This is a genomic window from Paenibacillus sp. JT22N12 (assembly GCF_056269365.1).
Genome location: NZ_JBWDNU010000002.1, coordinates 414875 through 439116, shown reverse-complemented (window position 1 = coordinate 439116; position 24242 = coordinate 414875). Strand labels below are relative to the sequence as shown.

The 24242-nt window shown below is 52.4% G+C and carries 20 protein-coding genes and 1 riboswitch; of the genes, 7 read left to right on the top strand and 13 right to left on the bottom strand.

The annotated features are described in order from the left end of the window. Positions 1 to 20: 20 nt before the first annotated feature. The 3 genes from AC0YOA_RS07620 to AC0YOA_RS07610 form a co-directional block, all read right to left on the bottom strand. Positions 21 to 1592: a response regulator transcription factor gene (locus AC0YOA_RS07620; protein ID WP_475786090.1), complete on the bottom strand. Its 1572-nt coding sequence runs from the start codon at positions 1590 to 1592 to the stop codon at positions 21 to 23. Beyond that, entirely contained in the window at positions 1570 to 3369 is a 1800-nt protein-coding gene (locus AC0YOA_RS07615) for a cache domain-containing sensor histidine kinase (RefSeq protein WP_475786089.1), read from the bottom strand. Before AC0YOA_RS07615 ends, AC0YOA_RS07620 begins: the two co-directional genes overlap by 23 nt. A 442-nt stretch (positions 3370 to 3811) precedes the next feature. Beyond that, positions 3812 to 5410 carry an amidase gene (locus AC0YOA_RS07610; RefSeq protein WP_475786088.1) on the bottom strand — a complete coding sequence of 533 codons (1599 nt, stop codon included), beginning with the start codon at positions 5408 to 5410 and terminating at the stop codon, positions 3812 to 3814. Positions 5411 to 6119: 709 nt separating this feature from the next. Between AC0YOA_RS07610 and AC0YOA_RS07605 the strand changes: the two genes are divergently transcribed. From AC0YOA_RS07605 to AC0YOA_RS07575, 7 genes are all read left to right on the top strand, one after another. Beyond that, a complete protein-coding gene (locus AC0YOA_RS07605; RefSeq protein WP_475786087.1) occupies positions 6120 to 8057 on the top strand; it encodes an asparagine synthase-related protein in 1938 nt (645 codons plus the stop codon). 14 nt (positions 8058 to 8071) lie between these two features. After that, positions 8072 to 8209, top strand: a complete 138-nt coding sequence (locus AC0YOA_RS07600) for a paeninodin family lasso peptide (protein ID WP_475768886.1) — start codon at positions 8072 to 8074, stop codon at positions 8207 to 8209. A 121-nt stretch (positions 8210 to 8330) separates the two neighbouring features. Then, a complete protein-coding gene (locus AC0YOA_RS07595) occupies positions 8331 to 9275 on the top strand; it encodes an aldolase (protein ID WP_475786631.1) in 945 nt (314 codons plus the stop codon). Continuing rightward, positions 9272 to 9586: a lasso peptide biosynthesis PqqD family chaperone gene (locus tag AC0YOA_RS07590; protein WP_210037981.1), complete on the top strand. Its 315-nt coding sequence runs from the start codon at positions 9272 to 9274 to the stop codon at positions 9584 to 9586. The genes AC0YOA_RS07595 and AC0YOA_RS07590 overlap by 4 nt, the downstream gene beginning before the upstream one ends. 27 nt (positions 9587 to 9613) lie before the next feature. After that, a complete protein-coding gene (locus AC0YOA_RS07585; protein WP_475786086.1) occupies positions 9614 to 10072 on the top strand; it encodes a lasso peptide biosynthesis B2 protein in 459 nt (152 codons plus the stop codon). 350 nt (positions 10073 to 10422) lie between these two features. After that, complete coding sequence (locus AC0YOA_RS07580) at positions 10423 to 12225, top strand: ABC transporter ATP-binding protein (RefSeq protein ID WP_475786085.1); 1803 nt, start codon at positions 10423 to 10425, stop codon at positions 12223 to 12225. 294 nt (positions 12226 to 12519) lie between these two features. Then, complete coding sequence (locus tag AC0YOA_RS07575) at positions 12520 to 12849, top strand: helix-turn-helix domain-containing protein (RefSeq protein ID WP_475786084.1); 330 nt, start codon at positions 12520 to 12522, stop codon at positions 12847 to 12849. A 3-nt stretch (positions 12850 to 12852) separates the two neighbouring features. On the opposite strand, the gene AC0YOA_RS07570 is transcribed toward AC0YOA_RS07575, so the two are convergent. From AC0YOA_RS07570 to AC0YOA_RS07525, 10 genes are all read right to left on the bottom strand, one after another. Beyond that, on the bottom strand, positions 12853 to 13059 hold the full coding sequence (locus tag AC0YOA_RS07570) for a hypothetical protein (protein WP_475786083.1): 207 nt from the start codon (positions 13057 to 13059) through the stop codon (positions 12853 to 12855). After that, positions 13039 to 13121, bottom strand: a riboswitch (cyclic di-GMP riboswitch). Its footprint overlaps the gene before it by 21 nt. A gap of 102 nt (positions 13122 to 13223) precedes the next feature. Further along, positions 13224 to 14273 carry a UDP-glucose 4-epimerase GalE gene (gene galE, locus AC0YOA_RS07565; protein WP_475786082.1) on the bottom strand — a complete coding sequence of 350 codons (1050 nt, stop codon included), beginning with the start codon at positions 14271 to 14273 and terminating at the stop codon, positions 13224 to 13226. Between the two features lie 5 nt (positions 14274 to 14278). Further along, complete coding sequence (locus AC0YOA_RS07560) at positions 14279 to 15826, bottom strand: lipopolysaccharide biosynthesis protein (RefSeq protein ID WP_475786081.1); 1548 nt, start codon at positions 15824 to 15826, stop codon at positions 14279 to 14281. Beyond that, positions 15823 to 17010: a glycoside hydrolase family 88 protein gene (locus AC0YOA_RS07555; RefSeq protein WP_475786630.1), complete on the bottom strand. Its 1188-nt coding sequence runs from the start codon at positions 17008 to 17010 to the stop codon at positions 15823 to 15825. The genes AC0YOA_RS07560 and AC0YOA_RS07555 overlap by 4 nt, the downstream gene beginning before the upstream one ends. Positions 17011 to 17034: 24 nt before the next feature. Continuing rightward, positions 17035 to 18225 (bottom strand): glycosyltransferase, encoded by a 1191-nt coding sequence (locus AC0YOA_RS07550; RefSeq protein WP_475786080.1) that lies wholly within the window; start codon positions 18223 to 18225, stop codon positions 17035 to 17037. A gap of 29 nt (positions 18226 to 18254) precedes the next feature. Further along, positions 18255 to 19412 (bottom strand): polysaccharide pyruvyl transferase family protein, encoded by a 1158-nt coding sequence (locus AC0YOA_RS07545; RefSeq protein WP_475786079.1) that lies wholly within the window; start codon positions 19410 to 19412, stop codon positions 18255 to 18257. Positions 19413 to 19435: 23 nt separating this feature from the next. After that, complete coding sequence (locus tag AC0YOA_RS07540; RefSeq protein ID WP_475786078.1) at positions 19436 to 20479, bottom strand: glycosyltransferase; 1044 nt, start codon at positions 20477 to 20479, stop codon at positions 19436 to 19438. Continuing rightward, positions 20476 to 21681, bottom strand: coding sequence for a glycosyltransferase (locus AC0YOA_RS07535; protein ID WP_475786077.1), 1206 nt, complete (start codon positions 21679 to 21681; stop codon positions 20476 to 20478). The genes AC0YOA_RS07540 and AC0YOA_RS07535 overlap by 4 nt, the downstream gene beginning before the upstream one ends. A gap of 8 nt (positions 21682 to 21689) precedes the next feature. Continuing rightward, the gene (locus tag AC0YOA_RS07530; RefSeq protein WP_475786076.1) at positions 21690 to 22901 is read right to left on the bottom strand and encodes a glycosyltransferase; all 1212 of its coding nucleotides are present in this window, start codon (positions 22899 to 22901) and stop codon (positions 21690 to 21692) included. After that, the gene (locus AC0YOA_RS07525) at positions 22873 to 24078 is read right to left on the bottom strand and encodes a nucleotidyltransferase domain-containing protein (protein ID WP_475786075.1); all 1206 of its coding nucleotides are present in this window, start codon (positions 24076 to 24078) and stop codon (positions 22873 to 22875) included. The genes AC0YOA_RS07530 and AC0YOA_RS07525 overlap by 29 nt, the downstream gene beginning before the upstream one ends. Positions 24079 to 24242: the final 164 nt, after the last annotated feature.

Below are 24242 nucleotides of genomic sequence, written 5' to 3'. Positions count from 1 at the left end.
TAGAATTTCATTTATGTTCGTTATTTTTCCTTGTTGTTTTTAAGCTTTTCGAGCTTCCTGCGGAAGCTTTTTTGCGTCATCCCCGTAGTTTTCTTGAACAGCTGGCTGAAATAGCGCGTCTCCTGATAACCGACCATTAAGGCAATTTCGCCGATTCTCACCTCCGGATCCAGCAGCAATTCCTTCGCTTTGTTAATGCGCAGCTCGGTTATGTAGTCCATGAAGCTTTTGCCGGCCTGCTTTTTGAACAGCTTGCTGAATTTGCTCTCGCTCATATGCAGGCTTGCGGCCAAATCATACATCATCAGCTCTTCTGTAAAATGGTCGTGAATATAATCCAGCACAGTGTCAATCTCACTCCTGGAAGGCGATTTGCTTTCCAGATACCGGGTCCGCACCTCTCTTGCCATGCTCTCCAGCCAATCGAGCATGAGCTCGCTGGAACGCAGCTCGTTTATCTTTTCCAGTACGCCCTTCAGCTCCGGCAGTCCGCCTGTCTCGTGGAAATGCAAGGTCAACAGATTGTAAACGCCAAATACAAGCTGCACGCGAAACTGCCTGGGATCGGCTTCTTTTCCGCCGGAGCGCCACAGCAGAGCTTTGTACAGCGCCTGCAGCGCTTCCTTCAGCTTGTCCTCCGATCCCCACTTGATCGCTTCGACGACATCCGATTCATCCCATACTTCCGAGGACACGGCATCATTCGATAAGTTCTCGTAGCTGATAACGGTCGGCGATTTCAAAAATACATGATGGAGTCTGGCGATGCAGGCCTCGTCATAGGCTTTGCCAAGTGCAAGCAGACCATGATGAACGCGGCTGAGGCTGATGGTGGGTCCGCCGTGCCAGCCGGATTCCCGCTGCGGAATCCCCTCCCGCCACCTTGAGCCTCCCACCTCGCTCAAGAGAACCGCGTAAACGCCGCTGTTCATGGGGATGGGGTCGGTCAGCGCACAGCTCCTGAAGTACGCGGCGGCGCCGGACTCCCAACCCGGCTCCCTGAGCGCATCCGCATCGCCGCCTCCAAAATCGACGACGGCGACTCTGAAGGCTTCGAACGGCTCCAGAAAACCTTCCAACGCTTCGTACAGCAGCTGCATATCCTGCATGCTTGCCGTATCCGTAAGGAGATGCTGGAGTACCTTTTCCAGCACGAAGGGCTGGCTTGTCCGCTGATGCTTCTCCAGAATTTTCGTATAGTCCATCTGCTGCCTGCGGAGCGTGATCATGCGGGTCGCTTCTCCGAAGGTTTTGCGGAGCTCATGGGGATCGGACGGCTTCAGCAGAATATCGAAAGCGCCCAGCTTCACCGCCTGCTGCGCATAGGAGAAATCGTCGAAGCCTGTCAAAAAAATCGTCGTAATCTCTGAATCCCTGCGGGAGATGGTCTGAACAAGCTCCAGCCCGTCCATCCCAGGCATGCGGATGTCGGACAGCAGTATATCCGGCGACAGCTCATCGATAAGCTTCAATGCATCGATGCCGTTATCCGCCTCGCCCACGATCTCGCACTGCATTTCATGCCAGGCAATCGTTGTTTTCAGCCCTTCCCTTACCAGCCATTCATCGTCAATAATCATGACCTTGAACATAGTCTTCACCCGCTTGTTTAATTTGAGGAAACTCGATCGTTACCGTCGTTCCGATACCCGGCTTACTGACGATATGAAGCGAGGCGCTGTCGCCGAATTGCAGCTCCATTCTTCTGCGCAGATTTTCCAGCCCGATGCCCGTGCCTGCCTTCGCCGTGCCTATCTCATGCTTGTCCGGCACAAAGCCGGCCCCGTCGTCACTGACGGTGAACCGGACCTTGTCGCCAGCGGCTTGCCCGGTAAAGCGCAGTGTTCCTTTGCCGTTCTTCCGTTCGAGGCCATGCACAATCGCATTCTCCACAACCGGCTGAATGAGCAGCTTCAATGTATAAAAGGAGAGGATTTCGTCTTCCATCTCGATTTCCATCGTGATTTTTTCCCTGAACCGCATCTTCTGGATCGCCAAATAATGCAGGATCTGCTTCATGTCCTCGCTGATCAAAATGATCTGATTGCCCTTGGAAATGCTGTAGCGCAGCAGCTCGCCAAGGGAAATGACCGTCCGCGATATTTCATCGACATGGTGAATGCGGGCCATCCAATTAATGGAGTCCAGCGTATTATACAGAAAATGGGGATTGATCTGCGCCTGAATCGCCTTCAGCTCCGCCTCGCGCAGCTTCAGCAGCTTCTCGTAATTTTCATTGATCAAATATTGAATCTCCTGCAGCATGCGGTTGAAGCTCTGGCCCAGCTGGCCGACCTCGTCCTTGTATTTGGAGGAAAAGGATACGCCAAGATCGCCTTTCTCCGCCTGCTTCATCAGCGAGCGCAGCTTGCGCAAGGGGGTGGTGATGCTGCTGGAGACGATATATGCAAAGCCGAACGCCGCGATAATTCCGACAAGCATGACCCCGATCGTCAGCTTCCGGATGCTCTGGCTTTCCTTGATCATTTCCTTGACGGGCATGACGCTGACCAGCTTGAAGCCGGTCGCCTCGGAAGTGTCGTAAATGATCATTTCCCTGTTCCCGGCATCGTCCCGCGACTCAAAATAGCCCTTCGTCCCGGCCAGCACATTCGGCAGAAAATCGGCCTGCAGCTTCGTCCCGATCTGATGCTTGGGCAGACTGGACATGACATTGCCGAAACGGTCCAGCAGAAAAATCTGGCCGTCCGGCACAAGATGCGCTCTCGCATATTTGTCCACCAGCGCCGATTCCATAATATCGATGACGAGATAGCCCAAATCCTCGTTTGTTTCTATATTTTTGAGGACGCGCCCGGTTGCCACCGCCGTGCCGAAATCATAGAGCTTCTTCAGCGTATAGTGGGTATCCCATACGGCGTTGCCGCCCGCAAGCCGGGCTTTGCGGAACAATCCCCAATTGGAATCGATGTTGTCGTATTGCTTGGGCAGCACATCGCCGGTAAAAAACCGCTCCCCATTGTTGCCCAATATATAAATTTCGATATCCCATTTCTTAAAGCCGACGAACGACTCCAGAATGGCCGAAATCTTCTGTTCATCCGCATAGCGCTCGCTGATCGTACGGTCCGCGCTGCCTGAAGAAAGAACCTCCTGAACGTCCTCGTTGCTGTAGATGTACATCGACAGCTGCTCAATATCGCTGATGAAATAATTCATGCTGTATGTAATCTGGGAAAGACTTTCCAGCACCGTTTGGTACACCTTCTCCTGAACCGTGTAGGAAGAATGATTATACGACAGGATGCCCAGCACGCTGAGCGGCGCGATCGCAATGATCATAAACAAAATGATCAGCTTGTTTCTGAAATCCATACTCCCGATCAAGGCCATGAATTGATTTTTCATGATGCGGTTCCCTCCTCGCTGCGGCCGAGAGTAATGCTGCTTTCAGCAAGCTATCTTCTATTCCCCCATCCCCCTTCGCATGTTCAATGTACCTGTATACAATGTTCATATGGTTATGGCAATGTAAAAAAAATTGTTAAAAAAATATAAAGGGCAAAAAAAGCCTGATGAAGCGCTCTTACTGGGCCGGGCTGGCCTAAGCCAGGCGCTGCTGGATCCGCACAAAACAAAAAACCTTGCGCCGCGCGCAAGGTTCTTGAAGTTTATTGCAAGATTTGAAGACTGGTATGAAAGATTTCTCTTCTATAATATCACTTGAACCTGATCCATCCGATCATCTATGATCTGTCTTCATTAATAATAACGAGCCTCAGCCCCACTCTATCCATCCATTCTTGACTGCGCCCGTCATTCACAGCAATGGGCGCTGCCTGTCTCTTTTTTATTTCCCAAGCAGCACCGGCGCTGCACGGTATTTGGTAGACTGCTCATAGTCATAGGCCATGCCTAGCAGGCTGGCTTCGCTCCACATTTTGCCGATGAAGGCGACAGCAAACGGGGAACCGCTCTTGTAATAGCCGCCTGGCACCGTCACGAGAGGAATCCCGGCTATATTAATTTCGGAAACAGTGGTTGCGCCAATATTATCCTTGCTGTCAAGAAGAGGCGTCTCTTTAAACATTTGAGGATAAACCAGTGCGTCCAGATCGTAGAAATCCATCACATCATTAATGATTTGAAGGTATTTGGTACGGATTTTCACAAAATTGGACAAATCGGCCACGGAATTCGGATCGGGCATATCCTCCTTGTAGCGGTCGAAGATGGACGGTTTTTGACCGGTTTTATCCATCAGCTCCTGGACCGAATTGATTTCGGCGCTTGGCCCGAGCCGTTCCAGATAATCTTCCATATCGTAGATAACGGATTCAATGCCCACCGACCCGGAAGCTTTGACGAATTCGGCAAATTCCGTCCCTGCGAATGGATCCGGAATTACCGTAGCGCCCTGCTTCTCAAGCTCAGATACGGCACGGTCATACAGCTCCTGGGTTTCCGGCGTCAGCTCCTGATCCCGCCAGCCTTTCCCGTACAGGCCGATCCGCTTGCCCTTCAGCGCCAGCTGATTAAGCTGCGAGGTGTAGCCGTTGCGCGGCATATTGCCGATCGAAGCAACGGTCTTCGGATCTTCATGGCTGTAACCTGCAATAACGTCAAGCATCGCCGCCGCATCATGAACGGTTCTGGCATGCGTGCCGATGACGTCCCGCGTGCTTCCTCCAAGCGGTACCACACCCGCATTCGGCACCAGTCCAAAGGTCGGCTTGATTCCCACCAACGCCTGGGCAGCCGCAGGATTCTGAATGGAACCGCCCGTTTCCTCCGCGATGCCGAGCACGGCAAAGTTCCCCGAGACCGCCATTGCCGTTCCGCTGCTGCTCGCACCGGGAACCAGCTTGCGGTCTACCGCATTATAGGTATCTCCGTCCCAGCTCGACGTAGCGCGTGTGCCGGAATTGCTGAACGTCGGGATATTGGTTCTTCCCAGAATGATCGCTCCCGCTTCCTTCAGCCTTGCCACCACCGGGGCATCCGTCTCGGGAATCAGCTGAATGCCGCCTTTCTCCTTGCTTAGCGGCGCCCATCCCATCGTGGAGGGGAATCCGGCCATATCCACCGCTTCCTTGATTACAATCGGAACGCCGGCCAGGCTTCCCAGCGTTTCTCCTGCAGCCCGGCGGCGGTCGATTTCCCGGGCCTCCTCCAATGCCTTTGTATTCATTGTCGTAAAAGCATTATAATTCGGCTCGTACGTTTGAATGCGGTCCAGATACGCCTGGACGACCTTCTCAGCCGTATAGTCGCCTTTGGCATATCCTGCCTGAAGCTCCTGCAGGGTTATTTCCTCAAATTGAAATTCGTCGGCAGCCGAAGCTGCAGGGGTATAGGGAAGTAAAGCTGCTACCAATAAAAATAAGAGAGCGACGGATACGGATCGTTTCAACGCAAAAAAACGATAAGGGGTTCTCATTGCTGTCATACACCTCTCCCAATCTGCAAATTTTGATTTTCACAGCGAAATAAGACCGTTTTCAAGACGATTTCATCCAGTCTTCCTGAGATAGCCACCTCCGTCCTACAACCCATTACGCAGTTCTTATGTATACGTTTTGTATCTATCATTCTAGTATTCCATAATTTTCATGTCAATATATATAACTCAATAAGTCAATAATATTTAATTTTCTCGTGGAATTGAATGAAACTTTCGAAATTCAGCTTTTAAATTTCTTTAATTCAATCTTTTAAGTCATATTATTGTTAGCACTATGATATATATAATATCGCAAATTCCGGTTGCTCCTTATCGTACCCCTTTCAACTATATGTTCCAGCCGCCGAAAAATCCCATTTTATTTGTTCATTCCTATATAGAATAATACTCTTGTTTGCTCCGGCAGCCTTCCGGCCCCTTGATGTTCAAGCATGACTGGACCACAGCGGTGCTCAAGTTTGAAAATGCCGGTTGACAAGATTTTATATTAAATGCTAATCTAGGACTAAGTTCTTTATAACGAACATGAAAACAGCCTCTTCTTCCTTAATAAGCCTTAAATATTACTAAAAATATTATTTCAACCTACCATCGGGGATCAGGCTTCCCTATTGCTGCTCCAACGTTCTATAAAAAGAACAGTAACTAACATCCCCATCACCCTGGAATCGTCAATGAAAGGCTGGAGAATACCATGAGCGCGATTGCCGGAATTTATCATATGAATCATGAAGAGATCCATCCCGGGCGGGGCGATGCGCTGATGGCCCAGTTTGAGCGCTATCCTGCCGACCGGGTACATACCTGGCAAGTGCAAGGCGCGTTTCTCGGCTGCCATGCACAATGGATCACGCCGGAATCCGTGGGAGAAATCCTTCCCTTCCATGACCGGGAGCGGGGCCTTGCCATTACGGCGGATGCCATCATCGATAATCGCACCGAGTTATTCGACCAGCTGAACGTCCCCCGCGAGGACCGTGGTGACATGCCTGACAGCCTGCTCATCCTGCTGGCTTATGACCAATGGGGGGAAGATACCCCCCGCTATCTCGTCGGCGACTTCGCCTTTGTCATCTGGGATGAACGCAGACGGTCGCTCTTCGGTGCAAGAGATTTTTCGGGCAACCGCACCTTGTATCTGGCCCGTTCGTCTGAGCTTTTTGCCTTCAGTACCATTATAGAACCCTTATTCACCCTGCCTGGCCTGAACAAAAGCATGAATGAACAGTGGATCTCGGAATTTTTGGCCATTCCCGTGACTACCGATGCTGTCGATTGCTTCTCTACCGTCTATTCGCATATTCAGCAGCTCCCGCCATCCCACAGCCTGACTGTCTCGGGCGGCAGGATCACGTTCTCCAGATACTGCACGCTGGAGCCGGAAGAACGGCTGAATTATAAATCCGATATGGAGTACGAGGAAGCGTTCCGCGAGGTGTTCAACGCCGCAGTTACCTCCCGTATCCGGACGCACCGCCAGGTCGGCGCCCATCTCAGCGGAGGACTGGATTCGGGTTCAGTCGCAAGCTTCGCTGCCAGAGCGCTGCGCAAGGCGAATAAACCCTTGCATTCCTTCAGTTATTATCCGCTTGAGGATTTCGTTGATTTCACGCCCAAGAGCAGGATTGCCGACGAGCGTCCCCTGATCATGTCTACCGTCAGCCATGTGGGCAACATCAAGGACAACTATTTGAATTTCCCCGGGCTGAGCCCGTTCTCCGAGATTGATGACTGGCTGGAGACGATGGAGATGCCCTATAAGTTTTTTGAAAATTCATTCTGGCTCAAGGGGATTTACGAGCGGGCTTACCATGAGAACATCGGCGTCATGCTGAACGGCCAGCGGGGCAATTGGACCATCTCATGGGGACCGGCGCTGGATTATCAGGTCAACCTGATCAGACAGTTCCGCTGGATCCGCTTCTACCGGGAGCTGCAGCAGTACAGCCACAGCCTGGGCGTGAAGAAATCGCGGGTCATGTCTGTTGTCGGCAAAAAAGCTTTCCCGTTCTATGGAAGGTTTACGACGCAAAAAAGCGATTATCAGCTGCCGATGCTGATCAATCCGCAGTTCGCGAAGCGAACGCAGGTATTCGAGAAGCTGCAAACCTATGGACTTAACACATGGGGTTCTCCCCTGAACAGCGCCTACGCCATCCGCGAGGACCAGTTCAAGCAGCTCTATTTCTGGAACATTAACGGTACGATCGGCACCAAGCTGTCGCTCAAATATCTGATGTGGGACCGCGACCCGACGAATGATCTGCGTGTCATCCGCTTCTGTCTTTCCGTGCCGGACGATCAATTCGTTCAAAACGGCGTAGACCGCGCCTTGATCCGCCGGGCAACCGAAGGTTATTTGCCCGACAACGTCCGGCTGAACCATCGGACCCGCGGCGTTCAGGGTGCCGACGGCGTGCACCGGATGGCCGAATCATGGGATGCTTTTATAAGCGAGCTTCATCAGCTTATAGCAGACCCTGCGGCTGCGGAATTTTTGAATACGGAGCAGCTGGCTGATTCATTGGGCAGGATCGGCACCGAGCCCCGGCCGGAGCTTGCGTTTGATTTCAACTACCGGATATTGATGAGAGGCCTGATCTTCTACCGTTTTATCAAAAAACAAACTTGAGAGGAGGTGATACTATGCAAAACGAAGCCAAAAAACAATGGCAAGCGCCATCATTGGAAGTTCTTGACTACAAAATGACAATGGCAGGACCAGGCGTTCATCTGCCTGATGCTGTTCAACCGGATCCCACAGAAAACATTCACTACAGCTAATCTTCATTGATGGCCGCTTATGTACCAGGGTGTATATAGGCGGCTGTCAACCGTTTGCGGGCGCTCACGCATCTGCATGCAATGGATTGAATTATGAATCGGATCAACTGGAGTGAAAATGATGATCGAAACGACCGCTCTTGCTTACTATCACGCTTTTGGCTGCGTCATTCAAAGTGCCATTCCGCTTCCGGAGCTGACCGAAGCCTGCGGGTCAACCGGGGAAAATCTGCAGCAGCAGGCTCCCGCTACCATTAGCGTTGCGGATTTACTGCCGCTATGGAACGCAGAAGCAGCTCCGGATGAAATCTGGGTCGTTCGTGGAAGCGCAGTCATGTTTCAGGTGCCGGATGTGGCCATTTTCCGTATCGAGGATGGCTGTTCTATTGCCGTTTCCCCTTTCCCTGAATCGGATCCGGACAAAATCAGGCTTTACGTATTGGGCACCTGTATGGGTGTGCTGCTCCTGCAAAGAGGAATTCTTCCCCTGCACGGCAGCGCTGTCGCTATCGACGGGAAAGCCTATGCCATTGTGGGACATTCCGGTGCCGGAAAATCCACTCTCGCTTCCGTTTTGCTTGACCGCGGCTGCCGGCTGCTGAGCGATGACGTCATTCCCGTTATTCTCAATGAAGATCATATGCCAATCGTGCTTTCCTCCTACCCGCAGCAGAAGCTGTGGCAGAACAGTATCGACGAACTCGGCATTCATCATACAGATTGCAAGCCGCTATTTGACCGTGAGCTTAAATTTGCGGTGCCGGTCCGCTCCGGGTTTCACCCTTCTCCCCTGCCGCTTGGCGGCGTATTCGAGCTGGTGCCGGGTGAAACGGATACCGGGATTCAGCCGGTTGAAGGGCTTGAACGGTTCCATACCCTGCTGCGCCATACCTTCCGCCGTTCGTTAATGGAGAAAATGGGCCTCATGGAATGGCATTTCGGCATGCTTGTCCGGTTCGTCAACCGGCTTCCGGTATACCGGATCGGCCGTCCCGCCTCCGGATTTACCGCACCCTTGCTCAGTTCGCTTCTGCTCGAAACCATTCAAAAGGAGGAAGCTTCATGAACCCAAGCGTTGTACAGCCGACCGGAACTGTCTCGCAATACCCCGGCAATATCGTGAGCGACATGGATGGCGAGAAAGTCATGCTGAGCGTCCGCAATGGCAAATATTATAATTTGGGAGAGACCGGCGGGAGAATGTGGGAGTTGATCGGCGCAGGCAGTCCCGTTGTCCGGATCGTCGAAACGTTGACGGCTGAATACGAGGTTGACAGCAGCGAATGCGAACGCGATGTTCTGCTGTTTCTGAACCATCTGCTCGAGCATGAACTGATCCTGTACGCCCAAGCAGATGAACATCTGTCTGCATCCTAATTTTCATTTAAAAAGTAGGGACCTCATATGAAAATCTTCAGAATTCTCCGCAAGCTGCTTCATACGGACAGAAGAACGCTGCTCATGTTCGTCGAGGCATGTCTGCTGCTGGGCTGGGCACGATGTCAGCTGTTCCGGCCATTCGCCGCCATCGCCCCGAAGCTGGGAGAGCAGACCCGGGAAACCTCCCTGGATTATGACCCGCCCTGTATGCCTGCAATCAGGCAGGTGGCGCATGCTATCAATACCGTTAGCCGGCATACGCCATGGGAGAGCAAATGTCTGGTGCGCGCCATCGCGGGCATGAAAATGCTGGAGCGCCGCAGAATCGACAGCACCCTTTACATGGGAACTGCCAAAGACAAGACCGGGCAGCTCATTGCCCATGCCTGGCTGCGCAGCGGCCCCGTCTATATTACCGGCGCGGAAGTTATGAACCGGTTTATCGTTGTTCAGAAATTTGCGAAGGCTGGAAGAAACGGCTGACGCCGTCCTCTGGCGGCTAGGTTAGTTTCTTCGCATAGACCTTATAGACATTTATCTACGTGAAACTGATACATGCTATAAGGCAGGAAGAAACGGCTGCCGCCGTCCTCTGGCGGCTAGGTTAGTTTCTTCGCGTAGACCTTGTAGACATTTATCTACGTGAAACTGATACATGCTATAAGGCAGGAAGAAACGGCTGCCGCCGTCCTCTGGCGGCTAGGTTAGTTTCTTCGCATAGACCTTATAGACATTTATCTGCGTGAAACTGATACATGCTATAAGGTAGGAAGAAACGGCTGCCGCCGTTCATAGGAATGGCGGCGAGAGGTCTCACTTTAGGAGCGAGTTTGATGAATCCCATCCTGCATTACATGAAGCGTCTATACGCTTATTCCGGAGCTGCCCTCACAATCAATCTGCTTGGTATGGTATTCAGCAGTCTTCTTGAAAGTCTCGGCATTCTGCTGCTGATCCCCATGATCAGCATGAGTGGGATTTTGAGCGTACAGCAGGCAAGCGGCTACGATTTCAAAATTCTCGAAGAGCTGCGGGCAATGCCACAGACGTTGGCGCTGACCCTGATTTTGTCTCTTTATGTATTGATCGTGTTCGGTCAAAATCTCATTCAGCGTAAAATTACGATCCGCAATGTGGAGATCCAGCAGATCTTCAGCCGCAAGCTGCGCTTTGAAACCTACAGCACGCTGCTCGCGTCCAGATGGTCCTTTTTCCTCCAGAAGAGGAAATCGGATCTCATAAATCTGTTAACGATCGAGCTTGCGCGCGTCATTAGCGGAATCAACCTGTTTCTCCAGCTCGTGACCTCCTTCCTGTTTACGCTTATCCAGATTGTGTTCGCCTTCTGGCTCTCGCCGGCCATGACTTTGTTCGTACTGGGCTGCGGAACGGTTCTTGCGCTGTTCTCGCGCCAATATATTCATCAGGCGAAGGTGCTCGGCAGTCAAACCTCGGAACTCTCACAAAGCTACCTTGCCGGCATTACCGATCAGTTGAACGGTATCAAGGACATCAAGAGCAACAACCTGGAGGAATCCCGCCTGGGCTGGCTTCATTCGCTTACCCAGGGGATGATGCATGAGCAGATGGAGTACATCCGGCTCAGAATGAATTCGCAGCTGGTTTACAAGATATCCTCTGCACTATTGATCGCGGGCTTCGTGTTTATCTCATTCCAGTTCTTTCATACGCAGGGTCCCCAGCTTCTGCTGGTTATCCTGATCTTCGCCAGGCTGTGGCCGAGATTCACAGGCATTCAATCCAATCTGGAGCAGCTGGCGGCAACGGTCCCCGCCTTCAAAGCGCTCATCAGCCTGCAGAAGGAATGTGCGGAAGCGGTGGAGCAGCACGAGGCGGGTCCTGCCGGCTTAAGTCCGGCTCCGCTTCGTCTCGAGCATGGGCTTACCTGTGACAATGTATATTTCCGCTACCACCGGCAGGAGGCTGCGCATACGCTTCAGGCGATTAATCTGTTCATTCCCGCTAACCGGATGACAGCCTTTGTCGGACGTTCCGGCGCGGGAAAAAGCACGCTGATCGATCTGCTGATGGGCCTGATGCAGCCTGAATCGGGCCGGATTCTCATCGACGGAGAACCCATTACCAATGCGAATCTGTTTGCCTACCGGCGGTCCATCGGCTATGTGGCGCAGGACCCCTTTCTGTACAATGCCAGCATCAGGGAAAACCTGCTGATGATCAGGCCCGATGCCAGCGAGGATCAGCTGTGGGAAGCGCTGGACTTCGCCTCGTCCGCTGAGTTTGTCCGTGCGCTGCCTCTGGGGCTGGAAACGCTCATTGGCGACAGGGGCATCCGGCTGTCCGGAGGCGAAAGGCAGCGGCTTGTGCTGGCGCGGGCCATCATCAGCAAACCGGCCGTGCTCGTGCTGGACGAGGCGACAAGCTCGCTGGATACCGAGAACGAGAAGAAAATCCAGGAGGCGCTGGAGCGGCTGAAAGGGACCATGACCATTATTGTGGTCGCCCATCGTTTATCCACAATCCGTCACGCGGATCAGGTCATTGTCATCGATCAGGGGAAAGTGGTGCAGCGCGGAGGCTTCATGCAGCTTGCATCTGAACGGGACGGAGTATTCGGCCATCTGCTTGATAATCAGAAAGAAGCCATTGTATAGCTGCCGTAGAGGATGAGGAGACAGGCAGCTTCATGCGGCCATGCATGAAAAGAAACGGCTATCGCCTTCCTCTGGCGGCAAAGCCCTGGTTTCTTCCCTCAGAAATATAAGCAAAGTATAATCGGGATTTATACTTTCATATATTTCAAAAAAAAAGCGGAAAAGTCTTCAGCGCAATGAAAACCGCTGTTCACTTTTCCGCAACTGTTCGTTATAAGCAACGGATTCTTTCTTAATGAAGAAGAATCCGATATAATAAGGTTCAGCAAGCTATAACATTGGAGGATACGTATAATGATTGGAGAACGCATACAACTGCTGCGCAAAAGAAAGGCGCTCTCTTTAACCGAGCTCTCTGAGCGGGCTGGCGTGGCCAAGTCCTACTTAAGTTCCATTGAACGGGGGATTCAGCAGAATCCCTCCATTCAATTTCTCGAGAAAGTCGGAACCGTACTGGGTATTTCCGTGGAAGAACTGCTTCACGTCCAGAAGTCCGATGACGAAGCAAGGCAGCTTGACCGGGAATGGGAAGACCTCGTACGCGAAGCCATGGCATCAGGCGTGAGCAAGGAACAGTTTAAAGAGTTTCTGGAATTCAACAAGTGGAGGCTCCACAAGGATTAGGCACTATGTAGATGTATTTTCTTCCATGGGTAATGTGCCGTTTTCCAATTTCGGGAGGGCGCTCAGAACACCCCGGATAACTTCCCGGTCAAGCCCCATTGCCCGTGCGATCATAATCAATTCAACCCACTCTTTGTCCAAATTTTCCTTGCGAATCCGTTCTGCAAGCGCCATAACCATTTCCTCCGCTCCGAATTCGGCCGGTTGCACCACTGACTCCATGCGTTTAAGGTGCCCAGGTAAAAACGCACTTCTTCGTCTCCTATTTAAATGTAATCGTTTTCTATATTCACCATTATAATCAAGCCTTTCCGCTGATGCTGTCGCTTCGTGCGATCGAATTTTGATTTTTTCAACTAATTTTGTCGAATAATTCACATTTTTAGTAAAGCAGTCATGAACCGATTCTCATGGATATCGTAGCCATCGGGATTATTCGCCTGCCATCGCCAAGTATCCTCGCACATCTCCTCGATACAACGGTCTGCAGTCCATCCAAGCTCTTGTCTGGCCTTCCGGATGTCCGCGCAGCTGACCGCAATATCCCCCGGCCTGCGGGCAGCGAAGCGGTACGGCACATGAGTCCCCGTCGCTTTCTCGAAGGCCGCTATCATCTCCAGGACGCTTGAACCGCGCCCGGTTCCCAGGTTGTAAATATTCAGACCCGATGAATCCAGAATGCGTTCAAGGGCTCTGATATGCCCAAGCGCCAGATCTACAACATGGATGTAATCCCTGATTCCCGTGCCGTCAGGGGTAGGATAATCGCTTCCATATATGCTCAGCTCTTCCAGTCTACCGGAAGCCACCTGCGACAAATAAGGCATCAGATTGTTAGGCGTGCCCGAGGGATTCTCACCGATCCTCCCGCTCTTATGGGCGCCGGCAGGATTGAAATAGCGGAGAATGCTGATTCCCCATTCCGGATTGGATGCCGACAGATCCTGCAAAATCTGCTCAATCATTTGTTTGGTGCGGCCATAGGGGCTGGATGCGCCAATGGGCGAATTCTCGGACACCGGCATATCCCCGGATGCCCCGTACACGGTGGCAGAAGAGCTGAACACAAGCTTGTGCACGCCATATTTGCTCATGACCTCGCACAGCGCCAGCGTGCTGTTCATATTCATCTCATAATACCAGAGCGGTGAACGAACCGACTCGCCGACCGCCTTGAGACCGGCAAAATGGATGGCGGCATCGATTTGATTTCTTGCAAAAACGGCCTCAAGAGCGCTGCGGTCTCTTACGTCCAATTGATAGAACCGAAAGGATTTCCCTGTGATTTCCTTTACCCGATTGAGCGCCTCCGGACTGCTGTTGGCGAAATTATCCACCACAATGATGTCATATCCGGCCTCCAGCAGCTCGACGCAGGTATGGGTTCCAATATATCCGGCCCCGCCGGTAACCAATATCGCCATAAGGATTATCCCTCCATATTGTGATTGACCTTGCGGCTCATCGCCAGCCTGCGGATGATGCTCCGGCTGATTCCGAGCAGGTAGCCAAACTCTTCCGTACGGTGAAACAGTGCGATATAAAGAACATTAACGGTGAAAAAGCCCGCAATGCCTTTCCCTATGAGCTCTGCAAAGCCGTTCGCGGGAATGAAATGGCATACTGCGCTGGCAAGGGCATAAGCACCCGCGCCTGCCAACGTATAGATGAAATAGGTCTTGAAATAATCCGTCAAGGGCCGCTGGAATACATTCCGGTAGACAAAATAAGGAGTCGTCCAGAAGGGAACGGCCAAGCTGCTGATGAGCGACCCGATAAACACGCCGGCTATCCCGATCGTCTGGACGAGCGTAATGGACACGCCAAGGCATACGGCCGCCTGAATGAGCGGGGCATAACGGTCCTGATGGAAGATGCCTGCCGTTGTTTTCACCGTCGTGATGGAATTTCTCATGCCTCTTTCATAAAACAGAGCCAATAGCAGAACGAGCACGCTGCCGCTCATCAGGAAATCCGGACCGATCCACAGGGTGATAAACGGTTCGATTAATAGGGACAAGAGAATGACAAACAGCGAATACAACCAGAAATTAAGCAGCAGCGTCACTTTATACACCGCAAAAATCTTATCCTTGCTCTCCTTGGATACCAGATTGCCGATGCTGTGATACATATTGCTGAAAATCTGATTGATAAAGGTCCGCCCGATTTCGATCAGCATCTTGTAGTTGGAGTACAAGCCGACAGCCGCAACGCTTACGAAGCTTGAGATGAGAATATTCTCCGTCCCAAGCACGAAGTAGCTGCCTGTATTCTGCAGGACAATGGCTTTCACATTCTTGATGATCCCCTTCTTCGTCACGCTGTCCAGCCCTCCGCTGACCTTGTCGCGCAGGAACGGATACATCCGGTTGACGGTTACCGTCAGGATAACCGCGGTGCTAAGCGTGATCACACTGTCTATCATCAGAAAAAGAATATAGTTTTTCGTGTAAGTAAGAATTCCGATTTTCAGGCAGGTCGACAGAATCGAAGACACGGTGAATACAAGCGTTACGATATACCCCTTCTGGCTGACGTTCAGAAATGAGTTTTTGTAAGAGAAGAGGTATGGGGTGACGGTATTGAGCAAAAAGATCAGATAAATCGCCGTCAGATGCTCCACGCTGGAATCTTTGACAAAATGGTCAAGGAACGGCAGCACGGATAAGCCAAGGAGCGCCACGATGAGAGCAATGACCAGGTAGGCATTCCGGTACAGCTTCATCAGCTTGTTGATGGTGTCCCTGTCATTGTCTGCAACGGGCTTATAGAGGCTGTAAATAATGCTGGAGCCGATTCCCGCCTCCGCCAGCGTGAGCATTGTCAGCAGATTGGTGAACAAACCGTTAATACCCAAATACTCGATACCCAGGCTGTTGATGAACACCGTCCTGGAAATAAAACTGAGAGCCGTAATCACGATCTGGTTGCCGAGTCCTGCCGCAATATTAATTAATGAGCTGCGGACTCTCATGCCGGCACCTGATCCCGGCCCTTGTCAGTCATCATCCGGATGCAAAACCCTTGCGTGAAGGGCAAAATATTGAACAGCATGGAATATACGCCGATATCCTTCGTATCCCCTTGGGAGAAATCGACTGCACCGCTGCGCCTGGTTACCTTCATCAAATAAGAGGCTGCCCGCTGCGATCCCTTGGAGCAAGCCTCCGCGAGATGCTCCAGATGTGAAGCTTCGCCGAGAAACCAGCCAAGCACCGCCGTGGCCGACGAATCCGCTCTGGACTCCTGGCGGGTAATCGTCCAGTTCCAGTTCCCCTCCGCGCCCTGGAAGGCGAGGGAGGCTGCCGCAAATCTCGTAATCATCCCCTCAAGCAGCGGCTTGTCGGGATGAGCAGCCGGCAGCTCGCGCCAGGCATCCATGAGCCCGATGGCGAACCATCCCAAGCCCCGCCCCCAGCCGTACAAGCCAAGCGGAGTTTTATGCTCCACATGGTAAGCATGGCTTGGCAGATAATGATGATCGAGCATGCCGTGCTTCTCGTATTCGACCAGCTGCCTGACGGCCAGCTCCACGCATTCTGGCTTGTCATAACGGAGACCGTACGCGACAAGAAAAGGACAGACAAAGCCGATCGTATCGACATAGCGGTAGTTCTTCATCGATTTGCGGTACATGACCGTGCCGTCATCCCCGATATGCTCCTTAATGAACTCCCAAATGTAGTCGAACGCCGGCTTGAATCCATCCGGATCGATGCACTGCTGCTTCATTACAGCATAAGCCACGATGGCGCCATCGATATGCCTGGGCTTGTCCACCCAGTTCCCGCCGCTGTTAAATTTGGCTTTCACGTATTTTCTGATTTCGTTCTCGATATCCCGGTCCTTGTTCTTGTCCGCATATTCCGACAAGCCGATAAGCAGGGCCGCCTCCTGCCAGTGCTGGATCGCATTCTTGGTATAATTTCCCTGCAGCATATCAATCACGACCAGTCTGGTATTATCGGTCACCTTCATCTTCGGGGTACGGTTCAGCCACTGGGCGCCCCTCTGGGTGACGGATTCGTTCCACTCCTTGAGATCGCGGTATCGTCCGATACGAATGCGGCTGAGCCAGTCCGCGAATATCGGAATAGCATCAATTAAAATAATGAGGACTACTGCGGCAAGCAGCAGCAGACAACATAGTAACGGAATATACAATAGCCTCGCCCCTTCTTGCTAGCTGATCCATTGATAGAGCTTATGGATCTCATGCTCGGTTCCCAATGTTTCCTGCCTCAGGTTATCTGTCAGATGCCGGCGGAGCGTCTCGCTGTTGATCAGTTTCTTGACGCCCTGATAGACCGAAGCCGCATTCTGCTCCACGATCAAACCGTTATGCCCGTCGGTTAACTGGTCGTATATCACTTTAAAGTCGGTGGAAACAATCGGCTTATGCAGGATTTTCGCCTCTGTAACCGTCAGGCAGCGGCCTTCGAAAAAAGAGGTTTGTACATAAATATCGCAGGTTTTGATATAGGGATAGGGATTCTCCAGAAGCCCCGTAAGGATGACTGAATCCTGAAGCTGTCTCTCCTTTATGGACTGCTCCAGCCTCCCCCTCTCCTCGCCTTCTCCCACGATGTACCACCGGATATCGAATCCATCCTTGACGAGCAGCTCGCAGGCTTCCACGGCAAGCTCGAAGCCCTTCTGATAATTCAGGCGTCCGACTGAGACGATGGTGATGCCTTTACTCGGGGTGGGAGCATTATCCTGCGCCATGCTCAGAACGGCAGCCGGCGAGACGATGTTGTGCATCAGGACAATTTTGTCCCGGTACATAGGGAAACGGTCCGCCAGAATATTTACGCATTCCTCCGAAACAGTAGCAATATAGTCAAGCGCCTTGAAATAGCCCAGGTCGATTCCGGGGTCCATTCCCAGCTTGTCGTAATCGTTATGAATAAATCCGATTTTCGTCCGCGCCTTTACCTTATCGATGACATAATAAACCGGCGATTTCTCAAGATAACCGATAGCCGCGTCGTATTCCTTGCTGAGTCCGCTCATCGATCTGCCGATATACTTCCAGACCCGCTGCTCGCATCTGGACCGGTTGCTCTCCCTGCGGAAGACAAGACCGGCGCGCAGACGCGACCATGCAATATCGATCCTGCCTTTCCTGATCGTTCCCGCCAGCGCCTTGCCTACCGGCATATCAAAGTAGGTATAGCCGGAGGGCTCCGCAAGCACGCGGACCTGCTCCGGCACTTTATCCATGAACATTCCTTCCCGCTTGAACAGCAGCAGATCCACCTCACACCGGGAGTAATCAATGGCCTGCAGGAGGGAAATAAGCGACTTCTCAGCGCCGCCGCAGTTCAGGTTGTTCATGACGAACAATAGCTTCTTCTTCAAGCCGACCACCCGCCCAATAAGTTTATCCTGACTTGCTCCTAGCCCAACTGCTTCAAATAATCCACCGCTTTGTACGACATCCGCTTGATATTCGGGATCGACTTCTGGAGCGTCTGCACCAGCTCCGCTTCATCCATGAGCATCTCGTCGAATCTGCCAATCAGCTTGCTGCTGTCGGAAATATCGGCAATTCCAAGCACCAGACGCTCTCTTCCGAAAATATCAATCGCGATCCCCTTGGATTTGACGCTGTAGCCCAGCACCATCGTAGGCACACAGCTGGAATAGGCCGCAATCGTGGCATGGGTCCTGGCTCCGATGAAGAACCTCATTCTGGCGATATATCCCTTGTACTGCACGGCTGTCAGGTTATCGGGGAGCAGAATGACTCTGCCCGTTTGCTTGAACTCCTCGTAATACTCGCGGAGAATCTCATGATCGTTGTTGTCGTTCTCCATGACATGGGGCGTAAGGGCAACAGTCATATCCGATGTATGCAGAATATGCCAGATAAGCTCGCGCACCGCAGCCCGGGACTTGGTATTGCGCTTCCAGACAAGCGGACTGAAGTTGAGCCCGACCGTCTTCCCTTCCTGCCAGCCATCCGGAAGCGGCAGCTCTTCCTTCTCCATCGTGAACGCCGGATCTGCGCATAATTTGACATTGGGCAGCCCTTTACTCAGGAGCATGTTATAGGTAAGGGACTCGCGGGCCAGGATCAGATCAAATAATTTCAAGTCCTGCAGCTTCTGCTCGGACATATCCTCTTCGCCGATGGAGCAGCCCCAAAGCACCAGCTTCTTGCCGCTCCGCTTCACATTGCGGTCGATCTCATACCATTGAGGCTGCTCGCCATAGCAGTAATTATCGCCGCCGATCGACATGCAGACATCAACCTCCTTGATCCGCCCGATCACTTTTTGCTCGATCTTCCGCAGCGCATAAGATTCGTCCTTCAGCAGTCTGAAGTGGAGAAAAGACACCGCCCAATCCAGCGAATATTTCCTGATCTCGGTTCTTGTGCCGTCGTATACCCCGTCCAGTCTGGGTATGATTCCGTCTGTATGAGGCTTCTGCGACGATAGATAGACCTTCGCGCCATTGATTTTCTCTTTGATAATAAAGGCGGACGACCGGACGATCGCCTCGCATCCTCTGTTCAAGCTGCCTCCGTGAGCAAACATCATAATCTTCACTGAAATTCCCCCAATAATCTTATTTAAGCGCTCCTGATTCTGCTGTAGGCCGCCGCGCATAACAAGCCAAAGGTGAATTTGGCCCGGATCATGGCAAGCAGCCATCTTTCATACCGGCCTATGGATCCTGTCCGCTTCTCATAATAGACAGGCAGCGACTCTCTTACATAAGGGTCCGTTATCATCCGCTTTACATAGCCGTATCTTTGCCGGAAGCTCATGTCGCTGCCGGGCTTGAAATAGATATAAATGAGGGAAACCGTATTGTGGATCAGTCTGACGGATTTGAGCTGCTTGATCCGGCCAGGCGGCATCATCTCCTTGTAGAAGGCGGGAGGCTCCATCCGGTACACCTCCAATGCCCGGTGAAAATAATCCTTGCCGGCTATGTTCCGGGTAGCGCTTCCTGCCACTTCCCGGTAATGATAGCCCGTATAGTCGATATATTTCATCGTGGACGCACAGCTGAAAAAGGACATATTAAACATCCCGTCTTCACCGAGCGGGACCCGTTCCGGGAAGGCGACCCTGCCTGCTGCGGCCACACTTCTTTTGTAAAGCTTGTTTACAGCCGTATTCAGATGATCCGCCATGAGCAAATAAGGCAGTATTTCGTTGCGTATGTAGTCCCTGCCGAGCAGCTCATTCACCTTGAACGGATATCTGGTGACGACCGTCCGGCCTTCGATTTCACTCTCCATATTGGACACGACTACGTCGCAATCATCCATCACGGCACAATCGTACAGCCTCTCGTACATATCCGGCTCGATATAATCGTCCGCGTCAACGAAACCGATATATTCGCCGGCTGCCGCAGCAAGCCCCGCATTGCGGGCCAGGCTGACACCCCGATTCTCCTGTCCGATCAGCTTGATCCGCGCATCCAGGCTTTGATAAGAGGCGATGATCGGCCCGCTGTCATCCGTCGAGCCGTCATTGACGAAGATGAACTCGCATTCCCGCAGGGTCTGGCCAAGCAGCGAATCGATACAGGCCGGCAGATGCCGCTGCGCATTATAGACAGGAATAATAACGCTAACCTTATACGACAGCTCTGTTCTCATGAAACTTCCCCCTGCAGCAGGCTGTACAGCTGATAAATTTCATCTTCCGTCCCGAGCCTGGCCTGTGCCAGCTGGTCGGCCATTTTTCGCTGCAGTCCCCTGTCGCGGAACAGCTTCTCGATCCCTTGGGCAACGGAGGATGCCTGCATGTCAACAATCAGCCCCTCCAGCCCTTCGCGGATCTGATCGGCAGCCGTGCTGAATCTTGTAATGACGATCGGCTTCTTCAGGATTTTGGCCTCGTCAATGGCAATCGATTTCCCTTCGAATCTGGAGGTCTGCACATAAAGATCCGCCTGCTTGATAAAGGGATAAGGATTGGATTTCAGCCCCAGCAGAATGAAGTGATTCTCCAGACGGTTAACCTTGATCAGCTCGGTCAGCCTGGCTCTTTCCGCTCCTTCGCCAATGACATGCCACCGGACATTATAGCCTTGTCCGACGAGGATTTTACATGCTTCAATAGCCAGCTCATAGCCTTTCTGCGGATGGAGCCTCCCGACCGTCAGGATGATCAGCTCATCCTCTTTCCGGTTGTAGACGTCGGAGCGATTCTCCTCAGCCATATGATGAATCACGGCCGGCGATACGATATTGTGGATCACATTCACCTTATGCTGCTGGCTCGGAAACCGCTTCTTCAATATCGCCGCACATTCCTCCGATACCGTGACGATATGGTCGAGCTGCTCAAAATATACAATATCGAAGTCCGGGTCCATCCCGAGCTCGTCATAATCAATATGAACCCAGCCGATCTTCCGCCCGGCCTGCACCTTCTCCACGCAGAAGTAGGTGGATGTCTTCTCCAGAAAGCCGATAGCAGTGTCATATTTCTTCTGCAGAAGATCGATGGAGGATGAAATATACCGCCAGTTATACTGCTCCCTTGTGGACAGATTCCGGCTGTAGCGGTTTTTGAGGCTGAACATAAGGCGGCTGTAAGCCAGCGGAAGCCTGCCCTGCATCAGGAACGACCAGACCGATGGCCCAAGGGGCTGGGCGAAGTGCTGATAGCTTTCCGGTATGGGCAGAATGGTGACCTCTTTGGGTACATACTCCATAAACAGCCCTTCGTGATTGAACAGGAACAGGTCCACCTCATACTGGCTGTAATCCATTTGGGAGAGCAGGTTGACCAGGCTTCGCTCCCCGCCGCCGGATGCCAGACTTGGCATGACAAACAGCAGACTTTTCTTCATACGCTCCTCTATGCCCCTTCCTTCCGTACACCGATCAGGCTGTACAGCTTCTCAAGCTCGGAGCCGTTGCTGTAATCGGTATGTATGCATGTACCGGCCAGATGAGCCCGAAGAGCCTCATCCCGGTAAAGCCGCTGAATGCCGTCTGCGATTCCCTCGATTGACATGTCGGCAATGCATCCATCATATCCGTCGACAACCTGGCTGTGAGCGGTTGAATAATTGGTAATCAGAATCGGCTTGCCGATAATTTTCGCTTCCGTGACCGTCACCGCCTTGCCCTCATACCGGGACGGCTGGACATACAGATCGCAGGAGCGGATATATGGATAAGGATTGGTCTGCTTGCCCAGCAGAATGAAGCTGTCCTCAAGGCCGTTCCCGCGAATCAAATCCCGGATCAGCGCTTCGTCGCCGCCGTATCCAACCACGTACCAGGCGATATTGGGGAAGCCTCTGTCTCTCAATAGCTTCAAAGCCTGTACCGCCTGATCAATTCCCTTGGCATGGGACAGCCGGGCGACGGTCAGCAGCTTGAACCGGCTGTCCCGATCCATCGGATTGGCGGCAGACCCGCCGGCCATCGACCGGACGAACGCAGGGGAAGTGATGTTCTCAATAACGAACACCTTGCTGCTGAGCGATTCATAGCGGGACAAAAATGACTGTCTGCACGCTTCCGATACCGCCACAATATAATGAAACTTGTCCCACATCGCCAGGTCCAGCTCCGGATTTGCCTCCACCATGGAATAATCGGTGTGAATCCAGGCGATCTTCGTTGCGGCATTGACCTTGTCGGCTACAAAGTAATGCGGCCATAAATAGCTGATCGCCGCGTCGTAGGACTGCTCCACCCTCGGCAAAAAAGGCAGGGCATACTTCCACATGAGCTGCATCTGGAGGTACCCGGGCTCCGAGAGGCCCTTCCTTCTTCCCGTCCAATCCGCCTGGAGCTTGGACAATGCCCTGGACAAGCCAAGGAACCACTGACCTTCGGTAAAGATTTCGCGGATCGGCTTGCGAAAGGTTGAGTAAGCCCGGATTTCACCCATCAGCCTGATCCGGTCAGGCAGCAAATCCATGAAATCGCCCTGATGGCGGCAGAGCATCACATCGATGGCATGACGGTCGTAGTCGAAGGCTTCCAGCATGCTTGCCAGGCTTCGCTCCACACCGCCGACCTCCATATCATAAGAGGCGATCAATACGTTTTTCATGCTGTCCCCCCTGCAGTTTTCTCCAGGCCCACAGAAACGGGCGTAAAGGAATATAGAGAAGATGTAGTCTTTTGGGCAGCGGCAGCGTCCTGGCATCCTCGGGATAGGGAAAGAGGAAGCTGAGCATGAACAGGGACCGCTGCTGGATCGTCATGAGCGAGAACAGATGTCGCTTATGGTAGCGGCTGACATCCTCTGGCAGAGGATCGCTATGCAGCTGGACCATTTGTCTGATATAGAACATCGCGCCCTTGGCAAGCCGTCCCGGCCTGGCTCCAGCCATAAGCGGCCTGAGTGCCGGCTGCGTCTCCATCCCCAGCAGCTGCGAGGTCAGAACAAGCGCCTGCCCTCCGATATGGGAAGCCTGGTTCGCCCGCAGCAGCTCCTTAAGCAAATCGGCATCCGGGTTCTGCTGCGAAATTTGCCTGATATCCAGCAGCCAGCGCAGCCGGGACCATCCGTGGCGCGCCCCATGGGTAACCAGGAACAAAAACAAATCCTCCCTCCCCAGATAGAACAGCGGATAGGACGACAGCGGGCTCCTTCTTCTGCGGCTCCATAATTCCTCGAATGCCGGTTCCTTCGACGGCGCCGGATTCAGTCTCCAATGAAGCTCGACCTTAATGCCGGTCCGCGGATGCTTGAAGGTCGTATGATGATGCCTCCATTTCCAGTCATTCAATACGGTATCGATATAATCGTCTTTGATATAACCAAGCTCCAACAGCCCGGCCTCCGCATGCAGCAGATCCCTGATCGGGATCAGTATATCCAGATCGCAGGAGGTCCGCTGCGAGATGTCGCCATAGAGATCGGCTGCCAGCACCGGGCCTTTCAAAAGAAGCGGACGAATATGAGCCTCGTCAAAGTGCTTGCAGATGCGCTCCATCTCGCCGCATAAACCGAGCATAATAAATGTATTATTGCAGTATTCCTGGTAGAAGCCCCGAAGGACCGGCAGCGGCACCAGGTCGTGACCGATATCCTTCAGCCTGGTATATAAATAGGGATAAACCCGGTGATGCCTGGCAAGCTTGATGAAAGCCTCCCAATCCATACCGGCGAACAGCTCCGCATGATCATTCCATCTGACCCGCCTGTCATCGGCTAAAATCTTGAGCATCAGCTGCAAAGGAGCGGTCAGCTGACACTTATCAATCAATACTGTATTAACCATAGGGTTCTCCTTCAAGAATCCATCATAACGAACAAATGACAATTTACTGTTCTATAAAACGAACGCACTATCAGAGTAACACCCTCTAAGAATGTTGTCAATCAGGAGCATGCGAAATTGTCCGAGTATGCCATTTTCCGACCGGTACCGCTAATTATCCCGTC